Annotated in this window: 13 protein-coding genes and 2 pseudogenes; 2 read left to right on the plus strand and 13 right to left on the minus strand. The window is 62.5% G+C overall.

Annotation, left to right across the window (positions count from 1 at the left end):
• The first annotated feature begins 466 nt into the window (after positions 1–466).
• Positions 467–4,183 carry a caspase family protein gene (locus tag ABB55_RS14200; protein ID WP_054359385.1) on the plus strand — a complete coding sequence of 1,239 codons (3,717 nt, stop codon included), beginning with the start codon at positions 467–469 and terminating at the stop codon, positions 4,181–4,183.
• A gap of 109 nt (positions 4,184–4,292) precedes the next feature.
• Here ABB55_RS14200 and ABB55_RS14205 read toward each other — a convergent pair.
• Both ABB55_RS14205 and ABB55_RS14210 read right to left on the minus strand, forming a co-directional pair.
• Positions 4,293–4,595 (minus strand): annotated as a pseudogene (locus tag ABB55_RS14205) (integrase core domain-containing protein); the annotation flags it as partial.
• A gap of 4 nt (positions 4,596–4,599) precedes the next feature.
• A pseudogene (locus ABB55_RS14210) lies at positions 4,600–5,268 on the minus strand (IS30 family transposase); the annotation flags it as partial.
• Positions 5,269–5,385: 117 nt separating this feature from the next.
• On the opposite strand from ABB55_RS14210, the gene ABB55_RS14215 reads away from it, so the two are divergent.
• Entirely contained in the window at positions 5,386–5,631 is a 246-nt protein-coding gene (locus tag ABB55_RS14215) for a hypothetical protein (protein WP_054359387.1), read from the plus strand.
• 2 nt (positions 5,632–5,633) lie between these two features.
• Here the strand turns inward: ABB55_RS14215 and drmC are convergent, their stop codons facing one another.
• The 11 genes from drmC to ABB55_RS29810 form a co-directional block, all read right to left on the minus strand.
• Positions 5,634–6,395: a DISARM system phospholipase D-like protein DrmC gene (drmC, locus tag ABB55_RS14220; RefSeq protein WP_054359388.1), complete on the minus strand. Its 762-nt coding sequence runs from the start codon at positions 6,393–6,395 to the stop codon at positions 5,634–5,636.
• On the minus strand, positions 6,395–8,236 hold the full coding sequence (gene drmB / locus ABB55_RS28980; protein WP_083463620.1) for a DUF1998 domain-containing protein: 1,842 nt from the start codon (positions 8,234–8,236) through the stop codon (positions 6,395–6,397). Before drmB ends, drmC begins: the two co-directional genes overlap by 1 nt.
• Positions 8,233–12,222: a DISARM system helicase DrmA gene (gene drmA, locus ABB55_RS14230; protein WP_054359390.1), complete on the minus strand. Its 3,990-nt coding sequence runs from the start codon at positions 12,220–12,222 to the stop codon at positions 8,233–8,235. Before drmA ends, drmB begins: the two co-directional genes overlap by 4 nt.
• A 2-nt stretch (positions 12,223–12,224) precedes the next feature.
• Positions 12,225–14,156 carry an Eco57I restriction-modification methylase domain-containing protein gene (locus tag ABB55_RS29800; protein WP_160321239.1) on the minus strand — a complete coding sequence of 644 codons (1,932 nt, stop codon included), beginning with the start codon at positions 14,154–14,156 and terminating at the stop codon, positions 12,225–12,227.
• The gene (locus ABB55_RS29805) at positions 14,080–14,523 is read right to left on the minus strand and encodes an Eco57I restriction-modification methylase domain-containing protein (protein ID WP_160321240.1); all 444 of its coding nucleotides are present in this window, start codon (positions 14,521–14,523) and stop codon (positions 14,080–14,082) included. The genes ABB55_RS29800 and ABB55_RS29805 overlap by 77 nt, the downstream gene beginning before the upstream one ends.
• Positions 14,516–16,732: a type IIL restriction-modification enzyme MmeI gene (locus ABB55_RS14250; RefSeq protein ID WP_054359394.1), complete on the minus strand. Its 2,217-nt coding sequence runs from the start codon at positions 16,730–16,732 to the stop codon at positions 14,516–14,518. Before ABB55_RS14250 ends, ABB55_RS29805 begins: the two co-directional genes overlap by 8 nt.
• A complete protein-coding gene (drmD, locus tag ABB55_RS14255) occupies positions 16,729–19,848 on the minus strand; it encodes a DISARM system SNF2-like helicase DrmD (RefSeq protein ID WP_054359395.1) in 3,120 nt (1,039 codons plus the stop codon). Before drmD ends, ABB55_RS14250 begins: the two co-directional genes overlap by 4 nt.
• On the minus strand, positions 19,839–20,279 hold the full coding sequence (locus ABB55_RS28985) for a very short patch repair endonuclease (RefSeq protein WP_083463621.1): 441 nt from the start codon (positions 20,277–20,279) through the stop codon (positions 19,839–19,841). The genes drmD and ABB55_RS28985 overlap by 10 nt, the downstream gene beginning before the upstream one ends.
• Positions 20,251–21,348 (minus strand): DNA cytosine methyltransferase, encoded by a 1,098-nt coding sequence (locus tag ABB55_RS14260; protein WP_054359396.1) that lies wholly within the window; start codon positions 21,346–21,348, stop codon positions 20,251–20,253. The genes ABB55_RS28985 and ABB55_RS14260 overlap by 29 nt, the downstream gene beginning before the upstream one ends.
• Positions 21,341–21,592, minus strand: a complete 252-nt coding sequence (mads1, locus tag ABB55_RS28990; protein WP_083463622.1) for a methylation-associated defense system helix-turn-helix domain-containing protein MAD1 — start codon at positions 21,590–21,592, stop codon at positions 21,341–21,343. Before mads1 ends, ABB55_RS14260 begins: the two co-directional genes overlap by 8 nt.
• A gap of 238 nt (positions 21,593–21,830) precedes the next feature.
• Positions 21,831–22,646, minus strand: coding sequence for a hypothetical protein (locus tag ABB55_RS29810; protein ID WP_152982057.1), 816 nt, complete (start codon positions 22,644–22,646; stop codon positions 21,831–21,833).
• Positions 22,647–23,230: the final 584 nt, after the last annotated feature.

The raw sequence follows: 23,230 nt of genomic DNA on the forward strand, positions 1-23,230 counted from the left end.
CATCACACCCTTCCAACTGGCACGCGGTTTCACGGCAACACCCCATCGCTTCCCGATCGGAACTCAATCCCTGGAACGGCCGATTCGTTCCGCCATTCGAGCGCCAATGAGCCGGGAAGGCGGTAGCCCAGCCACCGGGCACCATCGCCATCACATGACTGCACGGACTCCCGATGACGGATTCCAGTTCAGAACGAGGACATCCCAGGGGGCAAGGTTGGAGGCGGCCGGGCCCAAATCATCGCTGCCCGCTGGGAACGGCGAGTAATCTGCCTAAAGCGGATTTTCCCTGTTCAGGTCCGCCTTGCGCTCCCGCCAATGAGTTTTCCTATTTTCCGTGCAAGGCCTCCCATTCGCTTTGAGGCCAACCTCTATGGAGAATTGACAAGCTCTGGCACAGTGTCGTGGGAGGAGCGGGCTCGGGGCGGAGCCGTGCGCTCGGGGCGACGGGGCGGAGACGCGGGACATGAGCGGTTTGCGCGAGACCATCGGATTGCGGCCCGCCGCCGCCATCGTCCGAAGCATCCGGACCGCCTGTATCCTGACCATGGCGTTCCTGGCAGCATCGGCCCATGCTGCGTCGGCGACGCCCGTCGCCAAGCTCGACGGCGACGGCTTTGCGCCGTTCCTCGGGGCCTCGCAGCCCTGGCCGAAGATGGAACTCGAGGCTCGCGGTGCAGCCCGCCTGCTACCCAACCAGGGGCACGGATACCCCGTCGCCCATGCGGCGATGACTGCGGACGGATCGCTCGCCGCCAGTCTTTCGGGCGACCGCGAGGTCAAGATCTGGGATGTCGCCAGCGGGCGGCTGATCGACACCCTCCTGACCGACAATGCCGACGACACGTTGTCGGTGGTTGCCTTCACGCCGGACGGCGAAACCGTGCTGGCGGGCAACAATCGCGGTGAACTTATTGTCTGGGACCGCCTGCTCGGCGTCCAGCTCGACCGCCGCGCCTTGCAGGACGGCGAAATCACCGATGTTTCGGTCGCCCGCGACGGGCGACACTGGGTCACCGCCGCGAGGCAACCGGCCGGGCAGACATCCGAGCGTCGCACCTTGCACATCTTCCGCGTCGAGGATGGCGTCGAGCTCGACAACACGCTGCCGACGGGCGATTACATCTCCGCCCGCTTCCTGGGCGACGGCAAGCATATCCTCACCGTCGCGGCCGCGGGCTTTCAGGCATCGATCCGCATCGTGACGGTCGAGGGGGCGACCGGCCCAGGCTGGAGCGTCTCGGACTTCTCAAGTTGGGACAAGGGTAGGCTCGCCATTTCGCGCGACGGTCGCAAGGCAGCAATCATGATCAGGCGGACCGCCGTCATCCTGGACCTCACCACCGGCGCGGCGCGGACGACCCCGGAGGAGATAGACCCGATCGACACCGTCGACTTCGCCCCCGACGGTGCATCCCTGACCGGCGTCACCGCGACCGGCGCGGTGGTGCGGTGGAAGACCGAAACCGGCGCGCTGATATCCCGGAACAAGCCGGCCGCCGATGCCGGCAGGACCTATCCGGTTGCGATCTACGGATTCCGTCCAGACGGCAAGGCCTTCTTGGCGCGCTGCGCTGACGGCCGCCTGCGGCTTGTCGACCCTGCCGTCGGCAAGCCGGTGCAGACCTTCGGCGAGGAGGTGACCGCAATCAATTCCATCGCCTGGATCGGCAGGGGACCAAACCTCATCACCGGTGGCGGGACCGCTGACATCTGGAACGCGGAGACGGGCGCGCGCCTGCGCCGCCTTGCGACCGGCAACGACGGCGTTATGGTCGCCCTGCCCGACAAGGCCGGGACGCGGGTTTCGGTCGGCTATCGCGGGCTCGGCTTCAAGTCCTTCATGCTCGACGGCGATACGGCCCTGGCCGGGTACGTCGGCACGCTGGAACCGTTGACCCCCCAGCAGGAACGCGATCCCATCTCGAAAGCGCTCGCGCAGTCCACCCGCCGGCTCCTGTCGCAGAACTTCAATTTCGCCGGCTCCGACAATGGCCTACTGGCCGCCGGCGCGCGCAGCGACGGCATTGTCGACATCGTCGACATGGCCAAAGGCGCGCTCCTGCGCAAGGTTAAGCGAGCCGACGTACAGACCGCCCTCGCCTTCTCGCCCGACGGCAAGCGCCTTGCCTTGGGCAGCCTGGAGACTTCCAAGATCGATCTCATCGATGTCGCCGGCGGAGCAGTCGAAGGCAGTTTCGAGGGCCACAGCTGGGCAATTCGGGGGCTCGCCTTCTCGCCGGACGGCAAGATGCTGGCGAGCGCGAGCGGCGACCGGACGGTCCGCACCTGGGACGTCGCGAGCCGCAAGCCACTGCAGGTGATGAAGGGTCACAACGGCGTGGTCCGGGCGGTGGCCTTCAGCGCAGACGGAACCCGCCTCGTCTCGGGCGACAGCTACGGCAATGTCATGCTGTGGTCGGCCGCCGACGGCAAGGCGCTGGCAACCGGCCGCGGCCACGAGGGCCAGGTGCAGGCGGTAGCAATGGCACCGGATGGACGCAGCTTCGCCTCCGCGGCCGTCGACGGCACCGTGCGCCTCTGGTCGTCGGCCAACAGCGAATTGCTGGCGACCCTGATCGCGACCCGGGACGGCGGTTGGCTGGCCATGACGCCGGAGGGCTTCTTCACCGGATCCGGCGGCAGTGGCCGGCTTCTCAGCATCGTCCAAGGCGACAAAGTGGTGGGCATCGACCAAGTCTACGACCAGCTCTACCGGCCCGATCTGGTCCGTGAGAAGCTCGCCGGTGATCCGAACGGGATCGTTCGGCAGGCCGCTGCGCGCATCAGCCTCGACAAGACCCTCGCATCGGGTGAGCCGCCCGCGGTGGCTTTCAGCGCTGCTCTCGCCAAGGTTTCGGCTGAGCGGCTGAGCCTGACCGCCGAGATCGCCGACCGGGGCGGCGGCATCGGGCGCATCGAATGGCGCGTCAACGGCGTCACGCTCGGGCTCACCGAGCGCGGGATCGGGCGTACCGAAATGGGCGACACCGGCTCCGCGACCGGCGCGCCGGTACGCAAGGTGTCGCAGGAGGTCACGCTGGCGGCGGGGCCGAACCGGATCGAGGTCGTCGCCTACAACAACGGCAACGTGATCGCCTCAGTACCGGCGACGATCACCATCACCCGCGACGCGCCGGCGCCGAAAGGCGGCGGCCGGCTCTTTGTGCTCGCGATTGGCGTGAACGACTATTTCGACAGTCGCTTCGCCCTCGCCTTTGCAGTTCCGGACGCACGGGCGGTGGCGGACGCGCTCACCCGGGCCGGCGGACTGCATGCCGCGATCGAGACCCGGCTGGTGCTCGACCAGGATGTTTCGGCCGAGCGGCTCGACGCCGCCTTCACCGATCTGAGCGGCCGGATGCGGCCGGAAGACACCTTCGTCCTGTTCGTCGCCGGCCACGGCAAGACGGTGGACGGCCGCTACTACTATCTCCCGCGTGATTTCCGGTATCGCGATCAGACCTCCTTCGCCACCTCCGGCATCGGTCAGGATCGGTTCCAAGGCTGGCTTGCCCGCATCCCGGCGCAGCGCAGCGTGCTTCTGTTCGATACCTGTGAAAGCGGTTCGCTCACCGGCGACCGCGTCGCCATGCGTGGCATCGAACGGGCTGTCGCTATGGAGAAGATGACCGCCGCCATGGGTCGTACCACCATTGCCGCCGCAAGCGACGACAAGCCGGCCCTGGAAGGCTATCGGGGCCACGGAGTCTTCACCTACGCCCTACTCCAGGGCATAGGCGCCGCAGACAGCAACAGAGACGGGAAGGTCGACGTGCTGGAACTGATCCGCTATTTGGACGAGGCAGTGCCTGCGCTGTCTGACAAGGCCTTCAAGCTCCGTCAGGTCCCGCAGGCGAAGTTCTCCGGCAACAACTTCGCGCTGGCGACTGCCACTGCCATCGTTGCGGACGGTGCCGCCCCAGCACCCGATCCGGCCCGGGCAGGTTCGGGCAACGCGGCCACCCTTGCGCCCCCTTCCGCGTCCGAAGCGAGGCCGACCCATGTCATTCTCGGACGGGCGGATGTCCTGGCGGCCGCCGGTATGGGCACGGTCGTCACCACCCTCCAGCCCGGCTCCCTTGTCACTGCAGTGCGCTCCGAGAATGGCTGGACGTTCATCGCCCGCGACGGCAAGCCGCTCGGCCACGTCCGTGATGGCCTCCTGGCACGAATGCAGTAAAGTGGGTGTGTGGTGTTGATGTAGATGGTTCTTTTAGCCAAACACCGGCTACTCCAACAGTGCCCTGTTGAACTGCGTTGGGTTTCCCGGAGGCTTGATTGCTTGAGTCCTACGCGACCATCTTGAGGTTCTCAAGGGTTGCGTAGTAGTTCGCTTCCGCCTGGGCGGGCGGGATGTTGCCGATCGGCTGCAGCAGGCGCCGGAGGTTGAACCAATCGGCCCATTCGAGGGTCTTAAACCCCACCGCCCCGAACGACTTCCACGGCCCGAGCCGGTGGATGACCTCGGTCTTGAACAACCCGATTATGCTCTCGGCGAGCGCGTTGTCGTAGCTATCGCCGACGCTGCCGACGGAGGGATCGATGCCGGCCTCGGCAAGCCGCTCAGTGCAGCGGATGCTGACATATTGGGCGGATTCAAGCGGTCGTCGCAATGGGTTGTTTCTCGGCTTGCCTGAGTAGTGCGTCAAGCGCCTCAGCGGGTGTCTTCCAGCCGAGTGTCTTCCTCGGCCGTGCGTTGAGCGCGGCGGCTATGGCGGCGATCTCGTCTCGTCCATGAGCGCTGAGGTCCGTTCCTTTCGGGAAGTACTGGCGCAGCAGCCCATTGGTGTTTTCGTTGGTGGGGCGCTGCCAGGGGCTGTGCGGATCGCAGAAGTAGACGTCGAGGCCGGCGTCGACCTTCAGCCGGGCGTGCTCCGCCATCTCGGACCCTTGATCCCAGGTCAGCGACCGCTTCAGTTCATCCGGAAGGCCGACGATCGTCCGCGTGACGGCCTCACGGACGGCCTTCGCGCCGTGACCAGCCAGCGGCAGTCCATTCTTCACTCGCGGTGTCTCCCCATAGCCAAGCATCCGCGGCAGGTGCAGCAACAGGGTGAAGCGGGTGGTGCGTTCCACCAGCGTGCCGATTGCGGAGCGGTTGAGGCCCAGGATCAGGTCGCCCTCCCAATGCCCGGGCACGGCGCGGTCAGCCGCTTCCGCAGGCCGCTAGCTGATCATGATCTCGGGTGTGACAAAGCCCTTGCCGCGTCCCCGTGTCCTCATCGTCGCGGTGGTCATCGTAAGCATCCGGCGAAGGCCTCGCCGGAGGCGTACTGGTCATCGCCACCGCGGCGATCTTCGCCGCTGGCCGCAAGGCGGGCGCCGCCGCCGAGGCGGCGAAAGGCCGCGAGGCCGAACTCAAATCCCAGAAGGAGGTCTCCGATGCAAAGGACCGGATGCTCGAAGCGGGCGCTGCCGCTCCTCGTGATCGCGACGCTCTCACTAACTGCCTGCGCGACGGCGCCTTCTAGGCCGTCCGTCGTCTGCCCGCCGGTGGCGATATACGACCGCGCCTTCCAGGCACAGCTTGCCGACGAAATCCAGCGCCTGCCGCCCGGCGCGGCGCTCGAACGGGCGATGCTGGACTACGCGCGCCTGCGCGATCAGGCGCGTAGTTGCCGAGTGTGATGCTAGAATTTCCGAATGACATTGGTCTCGATTAGAGCATGAAGATGGGCACGCAGTCCTGCGGGGACGTGTCCACCGCTGATCACGACGCCGGCCTCCATATTCTTCTCCAGCGCGTGCCCAGTCAGGTTGGCGCTGGTCAAGAAGGCTGAATTGCCGTCGGCAACGGCCACTTTCGCGTGAACGCGTCCTTCGGCGAACGGTGCCGGTCGGTCGGTCCAGACATACAGCGCTGCCGAAGGAACACAGCGCCGCATTGTAGCAATAGGATCGACGGACAGGCTCCCGCCATGGTTCGTGGAGGTTTCCAACAGAATTCGGATGTCGATGCCACGAGTGCTTGCAGCATTCAATGCATCGACCACCGTGGAGACGTCGTATGCAACGAAGCTTACGAGAAAGAGGTCACTTCGCGCGTGACCGATGAGATCCAACAGCACCTGCTCCGTGCGGCGGGTGGCGACGAATGGTGTCGTCGGGCCCGTCCAAACTAGTTCGACGCTGTTCTCGCGCTGCGCCTCTTGGCGGGCAAAGGCTGCGCCGACCAAGATCCCGGCCAGCACATCGCCTGATACTTCCGTCTGTTTCCAGGCGGTGATCAAGCGATCAAGCGCTGCGCGAGCAGCCGGCGTGCTCACGAGCTGGTGCATGCTTCCGTCTCGCTTGATCGGAATCGAGCCGCGGACACGAGCGGCGAGTGCTTCGATCCTCGCCGGAGACAACAGGGCCACGAGGTCCGTGGCTGCGACAAGCATTGCTTCCATCAGACAGTCTCGAAGAATGCTGCATCAGGGTTTTCGAGGGTGGGTACGACCAGGGAGCGATCAAGATGGCGATTACCGCGCTCGCAGGAAGTTTCCGAGACGAACGAACAAGCGTGACACGCTGCGCCGTGAAGCGACTGATCCTTGCTAGGATCGTGTTCCGCACAGAGAGGATCGGAGGCGCAGATGTGGGCGCGGTCCAGCGCTTGGCGTAAAAGTCGGCCGAGATTTTCGGGCTTGCCGAGCTCTACCAGTCCACCGAGCGTTCCATCGGAGTCTGCCGCAGCCGTGTAGATGAGAAATCCGGCTTGATCCCTGCCGTCTTCGACATCCGCATATATCCGCTCGCGAATACTCGCAGCATTGTAGCCGCACTCCAGCGCCAGTTCCCGGATCAGCATGTGCGCGAGGGTGTGCAGCATAACGTAGCGGACGCCCGGATAACCTTCGTTCGGGTCGAGGTTTCGCTTTTGACGCCATCCGCGGTGCCCTTGTCTGAGCCGAGCATCAAGCGCTTTCACGGGATCCCTGTCCGCCCAAGCCTTCAAAGCACCGGCGTCGAAACGGATGAAAATACCTTCGCCGTGAACTTGGGTGGCCGGCACCCAATTCGGCGCGGCGCGTCCGAGTGGAGCACGTGGGGCTGCATCGTCTCCCGTGCCTTCGTCTGGGGACTCGACCCTCGTGAACCCTAGTAGGGCATTCACCTCACGAAGGCGCTCCAGTAAGAGGACGCGTGTGATCGCCGAACCAAAGCCCGAAGGAATGCCGACCTTCTTGCTCATGAAGTGCGGATAATCTGTGGGCGGGTTGTCGGCTGTCAGGACATCCCACTCCGGTCCCTTCAGATCACTTTGCTCGACAGCCGATCCGCCATTGCGATGGGCTTCTATGGCGGTCCAGATCTGCTCGTCGGTGAACTGTTCGATACCGGGGAGTTGAGCGGTCTTCTTGAGGGTCTTGACGACGAATGCGACCTCGCCGGCGGAACTTACGTCTTCGAAGAAAGTCCAGCCGTCCGCGACTAGTTGCGTCAAAGGGCTTCCTGTTTGCGGTATGGCCAGGACCGATAATGTAACTGGGAACCAGCCATTCGTCGCCCCTAGAAGGATGGCGCGAGGGTCTTCCGTGCAATCGTCCTCGAACTTGTCAATGTGCGGATGTCGCCCGCGACACCCCGGCAGATTGTCTCGGCCCGCCTGACCAAAGGCCTGCGCCATGTTCTTCGATGCGCCGCAGCCGTCACACTTGACCCACAGGTTCTCGGTTTGAAGTGATGCGCCGCTCTCGAAGAACCTCAGCGTCGCACGACAGGTGCTAGGTCCACCGTGAACGAACCAGTGCCAGGCAAAGTCGTCCAAGTGGCCAGCCCGACAAGCCATGAGAAAGCGTGCCGGGACGGCATCGGCATCCCTGGCCCTTTGATCATTATTCGATCCACGACAGCCCTCATGGACGAAACGCGTCAGTTCAGGGCGATATCTGTTTTCCTTCAGCTTGAACAAGCCGGCGTCATAGGGTGACAGCAGTCCGCATTTCACGCAGCGCAGCCATCTCGGGAAAGGCTTAACGGGCACGCCGATCAGCGCCGCAGCAGAAAAGGGGTCTACGATGTCCCTTTCGCCGATGGGTGGCATACGCAATGAATCGACCTGGGGACCGAGCACGCTCCGGACATTGGCCAGCAAGCGTGCCTCCTGTATCGGCTGACACCGATCTTTCTCCCAGCGATCGATCCCCATCGTGACCACCGACATGTTCGGCAGGTCGATCAAGGCTCCAGGACCATACGTCCACAGCAGCTGGCTCGGTCGGATTTCTCCTACGGGTGTCCTGCTCATTGCTGATCCTCCTCGAGGGCCGTAACCCGCGGTCGCCACGTCGGATCACTGGTCGATCGGTCGTCCTCCATCACGAGCCTCACTCCGGGCTCGACTTCGCGCATCGACATCGGGACGGTCCAATCGGTCCAAGGCCTGATGCCGGGAGCTGAGAGCAGCGGATAGGCGGTGGGACCCGCGCCATGCTTCTGATAGACGAGCGTACGGCCGCCAACGCCCGCTTCATTGGCCCATTCGTCGGCACGGCTCTTCATCTCGGCTTCGGTCAGAGCCTTCTTCCCCGAGTCCTCGGTGACTTCCCAGGTACGAGCGGTGACGGCACCTATCGTTTCCTGCATCTCGTTGAGACTTGGACTGTTCATGGCGCCAGCCCCAGTGTTCGCCGCGAAGGGATCATAAGTGTGCCGCATGATCGAAAGCATCGCGCCGGTGAGCCCCCGATCCAGCGCTCGCGGTGAGAACGGGGTGACTGATTGGGCCTCGACATGCTGATAGAAGGTCGCGTGGTAGTGCTCTAACGTCTCGTAGTGCGAAAGGTCGCGAGGCCGCGCCCAAGTCAGCACGGTCGCCACGAGACCCGGCGGCGTGCGGCCCACACGGCTGGTTGCCTGGATGTACTCGGCCGTTCCCTTCGGCTGACCGTTGACGACCATCACCCCGAGGCGATTCACATCGACACCGACTGAAAGCATATTGGTCGCCAGCACGGCGTCGATCGGTCGGGCCTCTCCCGGCTTTCTGTTGGTGACCCATTTGCCATGTGCCGGATCGAACGCCCCCTCGAACGGCACCTCAAGCTGATCGAGGTATCGAGGAATGTCCTGGCTGGAGACGCGCGAGGTTAATTCGCTGACTTCCTCGACACGACGCTGGGAGAGCCCCGGCCGGTCCACCAAGCTCATATTGACGCGGAATGAACGCGTTTGGACGTCGTCCTCCGCCAGCCGCTTCATGCCGCCGAGTTCGCGCAGCGAGTTGAAGTAGCCGACGAGTGTCATGTAGGGGTCGGCCACCGGGCCGAACCGATCGAACAGCGCCTGCGCCGCGGTCAGGAACGCCGTGTAGGTCCTGATCAGCACCGCAGGACGCGAGCTGCCGGGCGCACAGACCCCCATATACCGCCGCCCGGGCTTCTCGCTGATCGGTCTCTGGACCGAGAAGAAGTTGTCCTCGACGTCCAGTCCGGAAGGTGGGAACACCGAGATCCTGCGCATGAAAACATTGCGCACCTGATCATCGGCCCGCCGCACGGTCGCGGTGGAGGCGACGACTTTGGGGCGGACCTTCGTGTCGCCCAGAGCCCAGCTGCTCAGCTCGTCGACGGCCGTTTCGTACAGACCGACCATGGTGCCCAACGGACCGCTGATGAGGTGGAACTCGTCTTGGATGATCAAGTCTGGTGGTCGAATTGCGCGGACCGGCTTCACACTGGCGGCCGGATATGCCCCCCTCGCTCGGTGCCCCGTGCCGCAGTCGTGACTCGGCCAGAGCAACCCATGGCGTCCGCATTCCTGCTCGACGCGGCCGAAAAGGTTCCGAACCTCGGGACGCCACGCCATCATCGCGAACTTGTCCACGGTCGCGATCATCATCGTCGGCGGGCGGTGATAGATTTCCTCATCGACGACTTTCACGGGAAGCCCTGGGTGAGGCAGCCCAGTGGATTTCGCCTTCGAGAAATCGCAGCCGCCCAGCTTGTCGCCGCAGTGGATCAGCGTTCGGCCAGCGATCCTGTCGACCTCGATGTCGCGGCCACCGGAGATCTCCGATCCGCACCAAGGGCAGCTGGTCAGTTGTGCAGGCGATGCAATGCCTGCCTTGTTGCGATCGTTGTTTCGAATGGCCTCGACAGCCTGGTGAGACGCTTCGGTCGTGCCCGGTGTCACGCGATTGCCGACCCAGAGACCAAGCGTAAACGGCTCCTTGCCCCAGGTCTTGTCGTTAGCACGACGGATGACCTCCATCGCACAGAGCAGCGTCGTCGCCCTCTGAAACTGCTGCAGGGTCAGGAGGCGCAGCGTGTAGCGCATGATGACGGCGAGACCGCGGGAAGCGTCGAGGCCGCCCAGATCATTCTTCAGGCGGCGCATTGCCATGGCGAAAGCCGCCACGCCGAGATAGGCCTCGGTCTTGCCACCACCCGTCGGGAACCAGAGGAGATCGGCGAACGCCTCGACCGGCTTCGTCCGGTCCGGGTGTGTCGGATCGGCGAGCGACGGGATCGACAGGAGCAGGAACGCAAGCTGGAACGGGCGCCACGATCTGTTCTTCGGGACGTCCAAAGTGGTCACGTCGACGGCTTCGTTCCGTCTGCGCTTCAGAGCGTAGATGCTTCGGACACGCTGCATGGCCATGGATCGGTTGGCGAAGCGGAACGCCTCCAGCGCCTTCGGATCGGCGAAGAGCGTGCCCATGCCCTCTCGAAGGCGGCGCAGGATCTCCTCGCAGCGCTCGATGACGTCCTTGCCCGGATTGTCGAAGCCGATGATCTCGGACCCAAGCCGGGCCTTCTGCTCACCGATCCAAACGGCGTAATCGTCGACGAGGCACGAAAGAGCGTCGCGCAGCGCGTCCGGCGCCATCTCCGCCAGCCGCGTCATGTCGAGCCAGCCCTCGTCGACCATGCGCCGCATGGCTGGGCGGTCCCTGGGGTCGAGGCCGGGCGTTTCGGTGACGGCGACTTCGTAGCGCGGGATGATCTCGGTTCTGACGCGATGGGCCTTCGTCGGGTCCTCGCGCGTAGTATCGGCGTGAACGGACACCCCGTGTCCGACCGCGAACTCCAGCCTGTTGCGATAGATGAGCGCGAGACGGTCGCGTTCCGGGTCGTCGACGACCACTTCGTTGGAGGGGCGACGCCGAAAGACCGACTTGTCCCCGTGATCTTCGGGGGCCTCTACGGTGATCTCCGGCTGGAACAGCCAGGCGCGGTCCTTGTTGTCTTCGGGTTCCAACTGCCCGTTGACGAGGAACAACGTGACCAGGCGCTCGCCCTTGTTGTTCGTCCGAACCGTGCCCTGCAGGCGGACATCCGGTTGGTCGGGATCGGGAGTGGACGGCTTGATCGGCCCGTCGACGAGCGGAACCGTGACAACGCCACCACACGGTATGCGCTGCCAGACCCTGACCTTCACCTCCTCCTGGTGACCGGTCTGGCGATTCTTTCGCGTCTTGACGATCTCGTGCTCATCGTTCGGGACCCGCTCGTACCGTCCCCACCGTGCATCGACGGCCAGCTTCCCGACATCGGGCGCTACGCAGAAGGTGAGGCCCATGCTGGAGGGAACCAGCGACTGGTTGTTCGTGGTGTCGATCTCGTCGAGCGCGTCGTCTTCGGGCTCCACGCGGCCGGTGGCACTCGGGAACTCTGCCCCCGGCTCGTGCAGCGAGGCGGTCCGCTCTTCCTCAAGGTCCCCGGCCTCATCGGCGGCGGAAGCCGGTTCCACCTGAGCGGTCTGATCGTCCCCCGGGCGTCGGGGCGCCAACTTGCCGACTAGGTAACGATCGCGGACGCTCATGTCCTTGATCAACTCGCGCGGCCCTTCCGCGGGGCCCAGTAGGTCATCCCGCACGGAAAGCTCGAGAAGATCGCGAACGTAGACCACGTCCTGGATCAGCGGCACCGCGTCAGGTGAGGCGGCGCCGAGCAACGGAAGGACGCGCAAGAAATCACCCCACGGCAGCCGAGTTGCCGGTGCGCTGGGCGCGGTCAGGCCGAGCACGGTCAGGGGAACTGCCGGGTCAACGGTTTGAGCCTGGTCGAAATAGATGGTCCGACCATCAGCATCGGACCGGATACGCAGAATGCGACTGACGCTCCTCGCCGCACCGTCGGAGCCCACGACGACTGCCCAATCCCCAGGGGCGATGGCGGTTTCGTCGGTTGGACCAAGGTTGATCCGGACGGAATACCCGTTGGAGGCCAGCTCGCCGCGGATGATCCACGCGGTATGCTGGAGGGCGGCTTGTTCAATCAGCTCGGTCATCTTCAATCACTCTCGGAAATGCGATAGCGGGCCCCGCGACGCTCGCCTTGACGTTCGACAGTGCCACTCGCCAGCAGTTCGTTGATCGCTGCGTTCCATTGGCCGTCGGGGATGTCGACATAGGCGAGGATGTCTGACTTGCTCAACCAAGTCCGCCGTGCCTCAAGAAATGTCCTAATCGCCTCGGTCGCGCGATTTGGGTTTCCCTCACTCTCGGGCGCATGCGCCGATGTGCCCTCGAGGTCGAAGGATTTCTGAGTAGATTTTTCCCCAACACAGGGTCGTGCTCTGGCATCTACTCGTACCTTTTTCCCATGCAGGCCATTCTCGACTTCTTCTTCAAACCTTTGGTGATTGAGTTCTGAGAGTCGCCTGAGTACTTCGATGCGAGCATTATTGGAGATAGTGAATCGAACCCGATCATTTTCGGGTAGATAATCAACCTCTCGAAATGAGTGCCCAAGATCGATATCGTCCCATCCATACGCATCCAAGACAGCAATATCCATTTCCTTGTGCAGCTTTCGGAACATCTCAAGATCGTCGGATCGATCTTCCGGATTGTGGAATTGATTGTATATCTCTGTGAGGCCGGCCGAGCGTTCGCGCATGAGCTGTTGACGGGTGGAAACGTAGCGCGATCCGAGTGGTTCAAAACGATCACGCACTCCCGCCCTCGGCATCGGCCAAGTTTCCAAGATCGCCGATGTGAAGTATCTCAGAGTGGAGGTTCCCAATTTTCCGCTCAGCCATCTGGCCCAAACATCGTGCAACGATGATTGCAGCGCACAGAATTCTCGCCAACCGTCGAGGAAGATCAGTTTTACTTGCGTGTTGTAAACTGCATCAGTTGAGACCCGCGCAAAACAAACATGCTTCGTCACTGAAGCGATCGCTAGGACGGATTCCCTCTTCGGAAATTCACTTAGGATGGATGGCCTCAGATCCCAAAATTTCCAGAAACAGTCTTGATGTATCTGTCCAGTAAGCGATTCCCTGTATGGTCGAACAAGTTCTGCAAGTCGATCAAACGCTGGACCATACTTGCGTGCACGATCCTCCGGCCAGTCGCGGAAATATATTACCCAACGAGAAGGCTCCAATACTGGAGATGAATTTAAGTCTTGGCCATTGTATAAAGGAACAATGACCTCGCGACACTTTGGATCACGACTAATTATTTCGTCTCGTTCCGCTTGGGTGAGTTCGAAGCCTCGACCCATTATGTTCTGACCTTCAGAAAATAACCCTTTGAGTTCCTTTAGTTTGACAGGCCGCTTCAGCTCAAAATCTTCCTCTAATGCTCCGTTGATTAGGCGGACTGTAGTCGAGTCGAGAATGGCAGTGCCTCTCCAAGGTTGCTTTGATATCCAAACAACTGACACTACAACCGCTGCGTTTCCGGGCCATGGAATTTCAGAGAAGGCTCGGTAAATGGTCCCTCCACATGCAATAATCTGGTCAAGGCCGACAGCGCGCGACCCCGTCTCGGAAATAGATTTGGTTGCGATCATCCCAAGGCCGCCCGTAGACCTGAGCAAATAAAAAGATCGGAGCATGAAGTAGACACAATAGTCTGCGGCACCCACAGCGTTGTGTCGCACGTAGTTAAGGTATTCTTGGTAGGATAAACCAAACCGACGACCAATAAGCTTTCCTCCAGAAAAGGGTGGATTGCCGATGAACGCATCGAAGCCGTCCCGATCATCACCAAAGACCTCTGGAAATTCGAGCGGCCAATGGAAGGGCTCGCGGGCGAGGCCATCGGGCGCGTCGATGCGCAGGTCAGTCATCGCATCCCGACGAAGCCGATCTATCGCGGCCTCGGTGCCGTTTGCCGCAGCATCGGCCAAGACCTCAAGAGTTTGCAGTCGATCTGCGCGCTCGGTCGCGCGCGTTTCCTCCAGAATAGGGTGGATTGCCGATGAACGCATCGAAGCCGTCCCGATCATCACCAAAGACCTCTGGAAATTCGAGCGGCCAATGGAAGGGCTCGCGGGCGAGGCCATCGGGCGCGTCGATGCGCAGGTCAGTCATCGCATCCCGACGAAGCCGATCTATCGCGGCCTCGGTGCCGTTTGCCGCAGCATCGGCCAAGACCTCAAGAGTTTGCAGTCGATCTGCGCGCTCGGTCGCGCGCGTTTCCGCCAGAATGATTCCGACGAAGGCATCGGCCACTGCCTGCGGCAGAAGCAGCGCCTGTCGCGACTCGGCATCAAGTGCGGCCATCGCATCCACATCTCCGATGTCCCGGATAGGAATGGAGCGCAGCCGGGTGCGTAGTTCGATTGCACTATCCACAGCGGCCTGGATGCTCCGCCCGAACAGTCGGAGCTGTTTCGACCCTTTTCGGGGCCATACTGAGCTCGGTCAGCTGCCGAATGTCGTGGATCCCGAGCAGGCTGTCGCCGCTGCGCAGATTGTGGTCAAGGAAGCCGAAGGGCCGTCCCTTGGACATGGTGGTCAGCCAGAGTGAGAGCTTGGCCAGCTCCACGGCGAGCGGGTTCTTGTCCACACCGTAGAGGCACCGTTCCGCCACGAGGCGACGGGCGACGATGGCGCGTTCCTCTACGTCCTTTGACAGGGGGTCGAAGCCTCCGGAGGAGGCGTCAACGATCCGCCCTTCGCTGTCGATCTGCTTGCCGCTGGCCTCCGTCACCGACCAAGCCTCGACCAGACGATCCGAGAGCCATCGGCACGCCTGCACCAAGAAGGCTCCGGACCCCATGGCAGGATCGCAAATCTTCAGATCCAGCAGCTCCTCGGCGCTCTTCAGCTCCCAGTCCTCGGGCGCCTTGCCCTCGGCCGGACCGCGGTAGGCGACTGGGGTCAGCGTTTCCGCGACGATCTTCCCGGTGAGGCTCTTGGGCGTGTAATGCGTGCCACTCTCGCGCCGGTCGGCACCGAGCACGACGACGAAAGCGCCTTTGTGGTGCAAGAGCGGATAGCCCCAGGGGTCGGTCCGCAGGAGGGGCGCGTAGGGCAGGATGCGATTTCGCAAACCGACGTCGCCGCGGCAAACGGTGAGGAGGCGCGCGGCGAGACGATCGTCGGCTGCCCGCTCAAGGGCGTTGCGGATGGCGGACTCCGAGCGTTCGCTCCGTTCCTTCAGCAGTTCAGCAACCCTTGCCGGACCATCCAGGCGCGCCGACTCGATCTCGCCGAGCGTCACGCGCGGGCTCTTCGCTTTCGCGCCGCTGTCGAGTTCCAGCGTGACATCGTCGACGCGCTTCACCGTGCGTTCGAGGAGGCCCTCGTAGACGTGCCCGATCTGCTCGACGTCGAGTGCACGGTAGGACAGCGTGCGACCTTCGAAAGTCTGGATCGCTTCCAGCAGGAGCAGAACGGTGCGGTCATCGATCGGGAGCGGTTCGGCCGGGTCGGTTCGCCAGTTCGTCCCCTTCTTGCGACCTTCGAGGAAGGGATAGCGATCAGGATCGAACAGTGACCCACCGAGCGCGGGCAGCCGCAGCGTCGGATGGTCGATGCCGCCAAAGACGCCACGAAACAGGGCGAGCAACCGCGACCAAGCGGACCGGCGACGCTCGAGGATCTCTTCGGAATCCGCCCGCAGCTGCATTCGCAGGCTGGAGATGGCGTAGAAGGAGTCGTAACGGGGGTCTCCGAGAAGCAGAAGGGCACGTTCCTCGGCAGATAGCAGGAAGACGAGCCGCATCATGACCGTAAGACCGGCTTCGTAGAGTTCTCGCGGATCGACGTCGCGCAGGAGTTCGCGATTGCGATCCTGATCGGCTCGGTCGAGCGCCTGAACGAGCACTTCGACGGCGCGCCGGACCTGTTCTCCGAGCGCCTCCGTCACGTCGTCCTGGTGCTTCAGGGACCGCTCATAGAGCGCCGGCAGCTTGCCCTCGTCGGGTCCGAAGAAACGACGGACGCCCAGAAGGCTGACGAAGGCGCGCAGCGTCTCCGTTTCCTGGCCCCAAAGGCGCGCATACCAACTCGCGAAGCCTGCCATGGCACCGGCAGGCGCGTGGACGAGCATCCAGCGCTCGCCATTGGTGACGATGCCAGTGGGGCATCCCGTCGCCCGGAGCAGAGCGACCATCCGGTCAGCCGGGGTGATCGCGAGGCCATCGAAACGGCGCGTCGTGTCCAGATCGGTGTCCGGTTCGTAGACGTGGATGAGCAGAAGCGGTTCGTCGGAGTTCGTTGGATTCACGACCGCCAGATCGGGCGCGACCGTGACCCCGTGTTCGGGCATCGAGACGGTGAGCTGCTCAGGCAGTGTCGCGCCCCTGCGCAGCACCGTCTCATCCATTTCCAGCGCGGTGACCAGCACGTCGTTGATCCAGGCCGCGTGCAGCGCTGGAAGGTCGAGGTCTTCCACGTCGACGGCATCGCGCCATTCCTCATAGGTCCGACGAAGCCGCTGAGGCCGCCCGGAAGGCAGAGCTTCGAGGCCTTGCGGGAAGACTTCCCGCAGCACGGGCACCGCCAGAAAGGACCCAGAGACTTCGATGAGGTTCAGCCACTCGTGATCGTTGCTCATCCGCGCTTCTCCGTCGCGAGGGAGTTCGGAACCAGCAGCACCACGGCCACGGGGAAGGTATGCTCGACGGCATTGGAGTGCCGCTCCTCGATCGCGCGTAGCTCTTGCTCGCACTCCTTCGGGATCCGGGCGAGGCGTGCTTCGAGGGCCGCTCGGTCACGCTTGAGCTGAGTGCGTTCATCCTCGGAGAAAAGAGAGAGCTGCACGGGGTGCTGTTCCGCCGCGATCTCGGTCTTCAGCGCTCGTTCGAGATCGTCCAGGACTTGGCGGATGTCCTCGGCCTCCTTGCGTTTCCGGGTCTCGATCGTGTTAGCGAGGAATCGTAGCCGGTCTTTCGAGCGTGCCTCGACGGCTGCCAGAACGGAATCACGCTGTTTGTCGAAGCGCGTCCTCAATGCGTCGAACGTCGCATCCGACAGGGCCGCGGGGTGCGACTCCTCCAGCCATCGTCGGACCTCCGTGACCCGTTCCTCTCGCCGGAAACCGGCATCGCGAAGATAGCCGCCAGCCTCCGTGAGCTCCTCGTGCAGACGGTGATGGTTCCCGCCGGTCACGACGAGCCGCGACATCACCACCACGGCCGGACCCTCGATCCGCCCATCCGGCAGCGAGCGTACGGTCACGCGGTGAAGCTTCTTCACGTCGTCACGGGCCCAGATCTCCGCGCGCAGGAGCCGCAGACTCATTTGGACAAGCCGGTGGTTCAGGTGAACGAGGACGACGTCGTCACGGCCCTTGGCGACCTCGTGGTCGAAGGTGATCGGTCGAACCTTCTGCGTGTAGGGGTGTTCTAGACCCTCGAGGCATCGGGACCAGGAACCCGAGAGCGGCGGCATTCGGAAAACCGTGCCATCTGGTGCACCGGCCAGAGAAACGGGCTCCAAGTCGGGTTTGTCCGCAAGACGCAACGCCGTGCGTACCGCCCGCTCGATGTGGTCGGGCACGAGGCTCTGTTCGTGCCGGGTCTCGTTCAGCCGCTCATGGAGTTTGGCCACACGTTCGCGAAGGTCGCGCTCCGCCTTCACGAAGCGGCGGGATTTCTCCATCCGGGCTTCGGCTTGTCTCGTGTCGAGATCGCGGCGGCGCCCCTCAAGGAGGTCTGGCAGTTGAGGCGCGATGACCGGGTTCACGCTCCCCATGTCGGCGCGCATCGCATCCAGTTTGCGAAGCGCACGGAGGATATCGTCACCGTGGCCTCCTTCAGGATCTACCGGATGCCAAATGACGACCTCGCTCGCGCGTTGACCATGACGGTCGATGCGCCCGTTCCGCTGTTCCATTACGTTCGGGTTGTACGGAATTTCGAGGTGGATCATCAGATGGCAGTGGTTCTGGAGATCGATACCTTCCGAAGCAGCGTCGGTCGCCAGCAGTATCCTCACCGGGGACTCCGCTGGGTTGGCCTGGAATGCGGCTTTCACGCCCTCGCGTTCTTTAGGGTCCATACCGCCATAGATGCGAGCCAATCGCTCGCCCCCGAAACCGTGGGATGCGAGGATCTCCTGCATCCATTGCTGAGTGGCGCGATACTCCGTGAACAGGATCACCCGCTCATTCGTCCACCTGTCGCCGTCCTTCAGGTGACTGGCCAGCCAATCCAGCACGGCGGTGGCCTTGGCGTCGGTTCGACGAGCTGCCTGCTGAGCCCAGGACCGCAACCGGTCGAGCATCCGGCGTTCTTCGTCGGTCGGTGGCCGGACGTGCTTGCCCGCTTCCTCAATCGCTTCAGCCTCGGCGGCGTCCCGCTGGGCATCGTCTGCGTAGTCTTCTTCGGTCTTCGCTATCGCCCGCCGAAGGATGCGGTCATCGAATTTCTTCTGGCTGCGATCGGTAGCCGCCCGACCTTCGATCGTCGCGATATGCCGCTCCAGTGTAGCTGCGAAGGCTGCAGGTGACGATGACAGGCGCTTGCGTAGCAACTGGTGCACGAAGTGATCGACGGCTCGCCCTCCATCAGCACCGCCTTCGCGGCTCTTGATGTATGCCTCCAGCTGCCGCTTGGCGTCCCTCTCGTCCTCGCCATACTCCACTGGCAGCGCCTCGAGCCGCCGTTCGGGGTAGATGCGCTTGCCGTTGGCATCGACCAGATCGCTCTTCAGCCGACGCACCATCACTCGGGCTAGCTGAGGGTCGCTGGGGAGGACGTTTCTCGCAAACCGCTGATCATCGAGAAGTTCGAGGAGCGCGGTGAAGGATTCGGTGTAGCCATCGTGCGGCGTGGCAGTGAGAAACAGCTTGTGCTGGAAGTGTTGTGCGGCCAGACGAACCAGTCGTGTCCTGAGGCTTTCGACAGCATAGCGGCCGACAGTCGGCGCGACGTTGTGTGCCTCGTCGATGATCAACAGGTCGAACTTCCTGGGATGGCTGACGTGCGGGGGCAATGCGTCCCGCAGAAGACGCAAGCCTTCACCCTGCTTGGCCCAGTCCATCGACGTGATGAGACGGGGAAAAGACGTCCACGGATTGGCGTGGAGACCTCGCTCACGGCGCAGACGCTTGACGTAGTCCGTGTCGACGATCCGGAACTCGAGTCCGAACTTCTCCTGCATCTCGACGCGCCACTTTTCCTGCAACGAGGCAGGGCAGAGCACGAGGACAGTGCGGGCGCGGTGACGCAGGAGCAGCTCTTGAACGACAAGCCCTGCCTCAATGGTTTTTCCGAGGCCGACGTCGTCGGCAATCAGAAGATTTGTGCGCGCCATGTCGATCGCGCGCACGAGCGGATCCAGTTGATAGTCCTCGATGCTGACGCCGCTGCGGAATGGCGCCTGCAGATAGCCGCGATCCGCGTTCGTCGCAGCCCCCCAAACCACCGCATCCAAGAAGGCTTGAAGCGTAGAGGGGTCATCCAGCCCGGTGATGCGCGGCAGTCCGGCCCGCTCGATCACGTGCGCTCCGGGCTCTAGCTCCCAGAGTACTTCGATCTCTTCGCCCAGCGCATCCTCATCGATTGAAGCCAGCCGAACGAGATGCCGTTTAGGAAGTCCGGGGGCAACCGAACCGCCTTCGACCTCGGAGACGATCCATTGGCGGCGGCGAGCCTCGACCAGCTGGCCCGGCTCAGGGGCGGTGGCGTGCGCGACATTGGCCACCATTTCATCCGCAGTCATCGACATAGGTGAGCCCCATTCTTCTTGCGCGCGTCGACGAGTTCGGCGATGCGGATCGCGGCTTCGATGGCGTCTTCGTGTTCCCAGATCCGGACCGTCTTCCAACCAAGGGCGTTCAGCCGCTGATCGGTATCAGCATCCCTGGATCGATTGGTTTCGATCTTTTCCCGCCAGAAATCGGCATTGCTCTTCGGCCAGGAAGCGTGCTGGGGACAGCCGTGCCAGAAACAACCGTCGACGAAGACGGCTATCCTTGCCCTAGGGAAGACAATATCGGCGATGCGTCTGGGCTTCGTCAGGAGCGGAACGTGAAGGCGGTAGCGCAGGCCCTTGGCATGCAGAAGCTTGCGGAGATCGATTTCCGCTTGCGTGCCCTTCTGTCGTACGCGGGCCATACGACGGCTGGCGTCATGCGACGAGGGACTTACGCGCGTCATCCGCCACGGCTCCCTTCTTCTTTCTCTTCGCCTTCTCGGCGTTGATCCCTAGATGGGCAGCGATGCTCCGGCCGATCACCTCGCCCAGAGTGACCGGAACTGCGTTTCCAATCATCCGACCCAAGGCCTTGAAATGAACGGGAGCGCCGTTGGGGATGAAGGAATAGGTCTTGGGGAAGCCTTGAAGAATTGCGCCCTCTCGCAGAGAGATGGCGCGGTCCTGTTCGGGATGTCCGAACCGACCGTTCCCGAAGCCGTAGAACTGGGTCGTCAAGGTCGGAGCAGGCTCATCCCATACCATCCGGCCATAGACGCCCGGATACGTATGGCCCGTCTCACGCAGATGGCAGTCGGCAACGAGATGCTTTGGCCAGTCCCGCCATGTACCGCCCGGTCGGGAGGCACGAATTCTTTCGAGGTTCAGGTCGGAGAGCTTGGATGCAGCATGCAGCACATCCTTCGGATGTGCACCGCCCTGAGTGATCGGGGCGAGTCTGCCGATCACCGCGCGAACGGTCGTCGGACGACCATGTGTCGGGGCGACCAGATCGATGGGGCCGAGGCGGGACGCCAGTAGCACCATGCGCCGTCGGTTCTGCGGCAGTCCGTAGAGGGAGCAATCAACCACCCCCTGGTGGACGTGGTATCCTATTTTCTGAAGGGTCTCGACGAAGTCATCGAACACGGCGTGCTTGGCAACCGAAGGCACATTCTCCATCGTGACCAAGTCGGGACGGGTGGCTTTGATCAGTCGTCCGAATTGATAGAGCAGCCCCCAACGAGGACTCCCAACGACATCGTAGCGTTGGGCATAGGTCGAGAAGGGCTGGCAGGGGGCGCAACCTGCGAGCACCCGGATTTCTGCATCACCGAACAACTCGTTGAGGCGCTTGGGAGCCAGGCGTCCAACGTCTTCGTTGATGAAGTGAGCTGCGTTGTTGGCTTCGAAGGGGTGGCGGCAGGCTTCATCGACGTCAACGCCAGCGACGACCCTGACGCCCTCCGAGATCAGGCCATGCGTGAGGCCTCCGGCCCCGCAAAATAGGTCGACGCACGCGACATCAGCCATCAGTTTTCTCTCCCCCCGCGTTCTTCCCTTTTTGTGAATCGACCTTGATCGCTTCGCCTTCTTTTTGATCGTCCGACGCTTTTCCGCACCGAACCCAGTCATCAACTTCGTCGGTCTTGAACTTCCAAAGCCTCCCGACCTTGTGGGCCGGCATGTCTTTCTTCGCGATCCAACCATAGACGGTGTCTTTGCTGACACCGAGATACTCAGCGATCTCTTCAACGGAGACCCAACGGTCGGACATGGTTCGGCCCCTCGATGGACAGCCTTCGTCAATTTCAAGTATGTCACGCGATCGGCGCGGCGTAAACCGGAAACAGGCCGGTTTAATCTGATTAGATGGCAATTAGTCTGGTTATGATAGGGTCTATTTGGAAAAGCCATCAATGGCAGACGTGGAGCGATGACCTGCGGATGAGATGCGCCATCACAACAGGGGTACGGCAGGTCATTGGCAAGAATGCGCAGCAGCCGTCGAATACCTAAGACGACTCGATGTCGTTGATGCGCTTCAGGATGGCGCCCAGGAAGGCGTCGCGTGGTTGTCCACCTGTGGCGCAGCCCGGCATCATCATCGCAGCGATATCGTCGACCAGATCGGAGCCGCTCGTGTCCGGGAACTGAAGCCTCACGCCATCAGCCCGGAGGTCGCCTTGGGCAATGCGCTCAATGGACTCCCGGTCCAGCGGTTCTACCTCGCGGCAGAGAATGCGCAGCTTTTCGGCGGCCGAAATGTCACCCACCTCCGTGTATCCCGGCGGGAGTCCGAGCGCCGCCTCGACGTCCCGCCATCCGTACCCCAGCGCCACCATGCCTTCCTCAGTGAACGCTCGCCCGGGACAAGAATGAAAAGGGAAAGTGCGAGAGCATTCAGCAAGCAGGGTCGCCAGCTTCATCAGATGTGCGGCGCAACAAGCTCCAACGTCGCGGCCCAATAGAGCCTCAGGCACTGAATGTGGTCTACCGATGAAGCGGTACGTCCAGCCGCCGCTAGGCAGTGAACCACCCACAAAAGCAACCGGGCCTTGCTTTTGGGAAACGTTCCGAAGCTCAAGGAAAAAGCGCATTGCGGCATCAGCCTTCATCCGTGCCTGCTGTTGTTCGTACCAAACGGCGAAGCCCGGAACATCCGCGAAAGCCTTCTGAAGCACAAACGTCACGCTGCGGCTGGCGGATAGGAAGGCGTTTAACTCGAACTGAAACTTGAGCCCATCCGACTCGACCATGCGCGCGATAAAATGTTCGGCCTCAAGCAGTTTCTCCACAGGATGACGAAGCGTGGTGAAAGTACGGGGCATTTGTTTCTCAAATCGAAAATGGCGTCAAAACCAGCTTACCCTATTTTGTTCGGCCGCTCACCCGCTGATGCTTGACAAGTCCGCACAACCGGGTCAGCGAAACCCCACGAAATCGGTGCATTCGTTCCGTTTCGCAGGCTTGTCATCATACTGCGAAGGCTTCCGCCGAGAGGGTTGGTTGCCAGGTTGGCTCCCTCCGCCAGTCGACTCAAGGACAAATGCTCTGCCCAATAAGACGGGCAAAAAACTTCGTTAACTCCGAAGTATATGACCCAAGGCTGTGTACCGGTGATCTGTCTGGTCGAGGCTCGTTTCTCCGTGCAAGGACTCAGTTCTCCGAGCCTGTGAACCTCTGATCCTTAGTACACAGCTCGGAAATTGGCGGAAACCAACCAATTCCGAGAATGGTGAGCTTTGTCTCGATACGATTAGTTTTCGGTCGAGCGAACGAGCTTCCGAGCCAAACTCGCGCTTGATGAGGCTCGGGAAATGCCAACCGCGGGTTCTGATCGAAAGCGGAGCCTGCGATCGTGTTGTTGCAACCCTCCGCCGTGGCCCGTGGCAGCTTTGCTCCGCCGCCACGG

The sequence above is a fragment of the Prosthecodimorpha hirschii genome, from assembly GCF_001305515.1.
Lineage (GTDB): Bacteria > Pseudomonadota > Alphaproteobacteria > Rhizobiales > Ancalomicrobiaceae > Prosthecodimorpha > Prosthecodimorpha hirschii.